The sequence below is a fragment of the Nocardioides sp. genome, assembly GCF_034670285.1.
Lineage (GTDB): Bacteria > Actinomycetota > Actinomycetes > Propionibacteriales > Nocardioidaceae > Nocardioides.
The window spans coordinates 1-3,085 of sequence record NZ_JAXMNS010000433.1 but is presented as its reverse complement, the minus strand read 5'-3'; the positions used below and the strand labels follow the sequence as shown (position 1 = coordinate 3,085).

The following is a 3,085-nucleotide window of genomic DNA, read 5'->3' as shown; positions in this document are numbered from 1 at the left end:
CCAGCAGCCGCAGGAAGTGCGACTTGCCCGAGCCGTTGGAGCCCAGGACGGCGACCCGTTCGCCGTACCAGACCTCGAGGTCGAAGGGGCGCATCAGCCCGCGCAGCTCGAGGTCGGTGCAGACCACCGCGCGCTTGCCGGTGCGACCGCCCTTGAGGCGCATGTTGACCTGCTGCTCGCGCGGCTGCTCGGTCGGCGGACCCGCCTCCTCGAACTTGCGCAGACGAGTCTGCGCGGCGCGGTACTGGCTCGACATCCCGTCGTTGTACTCCGACTTGATTTTCAGTCGCAGCACGAGCGCCTTGATCTTCGCGTGCTCCTCGTCCCAGCGGCGCCGCAGCTCCTCGAAGCGGGCGAAGCGGTCCTGGCGGGCCTCGTGATAGCTCGTGTAGTCGCCCGGATGGGTCCAGACCTTGTTGCCCGTGCCGCCGGCGCCGAGCTCGACGGTGACGACGCGGGTGGCGGTGTTGGCCAGCAGCTCGCGGTCGTGGGAGATGAAGACGATGGTCTTGTCGCTGGCCCGGATCTTCTCCTCGAGCCAGATCTTGCCGGGGACGTCGAGGTAGTTGTCGGGCTCGTCGAGCAGCAGCACCTCGTCGGGTCCGGCCAGGAGGTACTCCAGCACGGTGCGCTTCTGCTCGCCGCCGCTGAGCGTGCGCAGCTCGCGATACTTCGCGCGGTCGTAGGAGAGCGCGAGCGACTTCATGGTGCAGACGTCCCAGGTGACCTCGAGGTCGTAGCCGCCGGCGTCGGCGTACTCGTGCAGCGCCTCGGCGTACTTCATCTGGGTCTTCTCGTCGTCGGTCTCCATCAGCGCGAGCTCGCAGGCCTCCACGGCGCGGGCGGCGTCACGGATGCGCGCCGGGGAGACGCTCAGCAGCAGGTCGGCGACCGTCGGGTGAGCCGCCTCGCCGGAGGTTGAGCTCGTCGAAAGCCCGGCCTTCACGTCCTGGCGCATGATGCCGAGCCCGCCGCTGCGGGTGACTGCGCCGCCGTGCGGGGTCAGGTCGCCGGAGATGATCCGGAAGAGCGTCGTCTTGCCGGCGCCGTTGGCACCGACCAGCGCGACCTTGGCCCCGTCACCCACCCGGAACGAGACGTCGTCCAGCAGCAACCGCCCGTCCGGAAGCTCGTACCTGATGCCTGCCACGTCCACATGTCCCACGGGAGAGCATTGTCCGCTACCGGCCCACGGCGGCGCACCCGGTATTCCTGCCGGAGGTCGAGCAGGCCGAGGAACGAGGCCGTCGACGAGACCCGGCGAGCCGAGCGACGACCGCAGCCACGGTCACCGGGCTTCGTCGACGCTCGCTGGCGCTCGCTGCTCAGCCTCCGGAACGTCTACTGGGGCCGGCCGAGGTCGAAGCGCTCGCCCACCTCGTAGTACGCCGACGGGCCGCCGCCGCGCATCACCGGGCGCGGGGCCGCGGTGTCGTAGATGCCGTCGACGAGGAACTGCTCGTCGATGTGCACCCCGACCACCTCGCCGAACGTCATCCAGCTGTCGACCTCGCCGCCGGCCTGGTCCTGCAGCCTCACGATCTGCGTCACCACGCACTCGAAGCTCACCGGCGACGCCGCCACGCGCGGCGGCTTCACCACCGTCGACTCGGCCGGCTCGAGCCCGGAGCGCTCCCACTCGTCGACGCGCTGCGCGGTCGCGGTCTGGTTCATCGCCTCGGCCAGGTCGCGGGTGACGAGGTTCCACACGAACTCACCGGTCGCCTCGAGGTTGGCGACGGTGTCCTTGTGCCCGATCGAGGAGAACCCGACGATCGGCGGGGTGTAGTTGAACGCGTTGAAGAAGCTGTACGGCGCCAGGTTGCGGCTGCCGTCAGCGCCCAGGCTGCTGATCCACCCGATCGGTCGCGGCCCGACGATCGCGTTGAAGGGGTCGTGGGGCAGCCCGTGGCCCTCAGCCGGGCGGTAGAAGTGCGTCACGTGCACCATCGTGGCAGGTGCCTGTGAACCGTCAGGTCAGAGCACGCCACGACCCTTGCGGCGCTCGAAGACCAGCTGGGTCTCGGTGGAGCGCACCACGGGGTGGACGGTGACGTGCTCGAGCACCAGGTCACGCAGCGCCTCGGGGTCGGCGACCGCCACCAGCAGGTGGAAGTCGTCCTCACCCGCCACGTGCAGCGCCTGGAGCACGCCAGGCACCTGGACGAGCGAGTCGTAGAGACTCGTCACGTGCTGGTGGTCGTGGCTGCCGAGGCGCACCTTGATGACGGCCTGCAGCGGGAAGCCCAAAGCGGCGACCTGCACCTGCACGCTGGTGCCGACGATGACTCCGCGGTCACGCAGCGAGCGGACCCGGTAGGCACAGGTCGACTCCGCCACTCCGAGGCGCGCGGACAGCGCCTTGTTGGTCAGCCGACCGTCGGCACCGAGGGCCCGCAGGATCTCCAGGTCGAGCCCGTCGAGCGCGGCCGCACCTGGCCGTTGTGATCCGGACAACATGTCCCCCTCTTCTCGCGATCGTGCTGCTGATTCTGCAGTGATCGTCTCCTGTTGCTGCGTTATCGACAAGCAGACGTCGATCTAGTGGCACTATCAGTGAGGATCGTGCCATGCGACCCACCTTGCGACCCGACTCGATCGCCGTGCACAGCGGCCGTGACGACCTCACCGGCCTCGGCGTGCACGCACTCCCGCTCGACCTGTCCTCCACCAACCCGCTGCCTGACCTCGAGACCGGCGGCGAGTCCTACGAGTCGATGGCGACCGGCGGCCACCCGACCGGCGGCGGCCACGTCTACCAGCGGCTGTGGAACCCCACGGTCGCCCGCTTCGAGAGCGCGCTCGCCACCCTCGAGCACGCCCCGGAGTCGGTGGCCTTCGCCTCGGGCATGGCGGCGATGACCGCGGCCGTGCTCTCGCGCACGATGCTGACCGGCAAGCGCCACGTGGTCGCCGTCCGCCCGATGTACGGCGGCACCGACCACCTGCTCTCCACCGGCCTCCTCGGCACCGAGGTGAGCTGGTGCACCGAGGACGAGATCGCCGCCACCGTGCGCCCCGACACCGCCCTGGTGCTCGTCGAGACGCCCGCCAACCCGACCCTGGAGATGCTCGACATCCGCGC

Annotated in this window: 4 protein-coding genes; 1 reads left to right on the top strand and 3 read right to left on the bottom strand. The window is 69.8% G+C overall.

Annotated features, from left to right (window positions below; translation table 11 throughout):
• The 3 genes from VOI19_RS17190 to VOI19_RS17180 all read right to left on the bottom strand — a co-directional run.
• Nucleotides 1–1,165: ATP-binding cassette domain-containing protein (locus VOI19_RS17190; protein ID WP_323794175.1), on the bottom strand; the 1,165-nt coding region annotated here is incomplete at its 3' end.
• Nucleotides 1,166–1,341: 176 nt separating this feature from the next.
• Complete coding sequence (locus tag VOI19_RS17185; RefSeq protein WP_323794174.1) at nt 1,342–1,941, bottom strand: flavin reductase family protein; 600 nt, start codon at nt 1,939–1,941, stop codon at nt 1,342–1,344.
• A gap of 36 nt (nt 1,942–1,977) precedes the next feature.
• The gene (locus VOI19_RS17180) at nt 1,978–2,460 is read right to left on the bottom strand and encodes an Lrp/AsnC family transcriptional regulator (protein WP_323794173.1); all 483 of its coding nucleotides are present in this window, start codon (nt 2,458–2,460) and stop codon (nt 1,978–1,980) included.
• A 110-nt stretch (nt 2,461–2,570) separates the two neighbouring features.
• On the opposite strand from VOI19_RS17180, the gene VOI19_RS17175 reads away from it, so the two are divergent.
• A partial coding sequence (locus VOI19_RS17175; RefSeq protein ID WP_323794172.1) for a PLP-dependent transferase occupies nt 2,571–3,085 on the top strand: 515 nt, incomplete at its 3' end.

Bases quoted from the DNA above. Each gene is read 5' to 3' on its own strand.
- VOI19_RS17180 (WP_323794173.1), bottom strand. From the start codon at position 2,460: ATGTTGTCCGGATCACAACGGCCAGGTGCGGCCGCGCTCGACGGGCTC.